The sequence below is a fragment of the Psychromonas sp. genome, assembly GCF_983033635.1.
Map to the genome: position 1 here is coordinate 25,632 of NZ_CEZLMY010000041.1, position 730 is coordinate 26,361.

Below are 730 nucleotides of genomic sequence, written 5' to 3' on the forward strand. Positions count from 1 at the left end.
ACTACATGTTCCGTTTAAAGTTCTTGTTAGCAGTTATTTATACAAACTTTCAACGTATTTGTGGGTTGGTTCTTCAAGTAGATCCTGAGGGTGATCTCCGCCAAATGTTAACCACTTACTTTTTCCTGTGTAAGTTGTATTTCCAATCTCTTTTTTGGTCTTTGAATCGTAAGTAATAATTTGGATTTCTACCTTATCCGATTTTCCAGACCACTCTGTAGCCCTATCTTCCCAATGTAAGATAATAGGTTCAACAAAATACCCATATGTATCTGCATCAATGGACTTTAGACAGTCTTTGCCTTTGCAGTCAGTGGTGATAGCAACTTTTGAAGTATTTTTAGAAAAAGCACTTCTAACAGCATTCGCAGTCATTCGACCAGAATTTCTATATTCAGTTTGATCATACCAACCATTTTCAGGGGTTGAGATTAACACCCCCATACTTTGATCTAATTTAACCTCTGGTGACTGAAATTCATCATGTTTATATGAAGAACTACAACCTGAAAGAAAAATAATTGCAGTTCCAAACATTATCAAATTACGATTCATACATTTTACTCCCGTGATACTGCTAACGCCGCGTTCACCGGCGAGTAAGTTGGTGCTTTTTTTGCTGCTTTTTCTTTTAGCAAAAACCGCGACAACTGTATCGAGTCCGAGTGCAACGCCTTGTGTACGCCCAGCATGGGCATGAACTAATGAGGTGAAAGTCCTCTGTAGGAAG

1 protein-coding gene is annotated in these 730 nt (G+C 38.4%); it reads right to left on the bottom strand.

Going from position 1 to position 730, the window contains the following annotated elements; translation table 11 throughout:
• Positions 1–33: 33 nt before the first annotated feature.
• A partial coding sequence (locus AC4GME_RS07955) for a DUF4823 domain-containing protein (RefSeq protein ID WP_490379210.1) occupies positions 34–730 on the bottom strand: 697 nt, incomplete at its 5' end.